Raw genomic sequence first — 423 nt, 5'->3', positions numbered from 1 at the left:
CGGTGCGCTCCTTCTGGGTCGTGGACGCGGCGATCTTGTTCTCGATGTCGAGCAGCAGGGGGTTCAATTCCTCGATGCGCTTCTGCACCGTTTCCAGATTGGTCATGGTCGTCTTGCGGCGCTCGATCACCTGCGACAGGCTGGTCTCGGCGCTGCCGTACAGCAGATCGGCGACGATCGCGTCGATATCATCGTTGTCAGGACGGTAGTCCTGCACGTCGATGCGCTGCAGGGTGAGCGGATAGGAGGCAATCACCTGGCGCTCGCGGAAGTCGAAGAACAGCGCCTGCAGCGCCACTTCCACCAGCACCTTGTACTGGTCGCCGATCGGCTCGACCGACACCAGTTCGCGGTCCAGCGCGGCGGCCAGCACGGTCGCGCTGGTGGTGCCGTCCAGCATCGCCACCGGCTGGTCGATCAGCT

The 423-nt window shown here is 64.1% G+C and carries 1 pseudogene; it reads right to left on the bottom strand.

Features of this window, described 5'->3' with window-relative positions:
* A pseudogene (locus EN850_RS33705) lies at nucleotides 1–423 on the bottom strand (hypothetical protein); the annotation flags it as partial.

The sequence above is a fragment of the Mesorhizobium sp. M8A.F.Ca.ET.207.01.1.1 genome (genome assembly GCF_004794715.1).
GTDB lineage: Bacteria > Pseudomonadota > Alphaproteobacteria > Rhizobiales > Rhizobiaceae > Mesorhizobium.
This window is presented reverse-complemented; position numbering and strand designations above follow the sequence as displayed.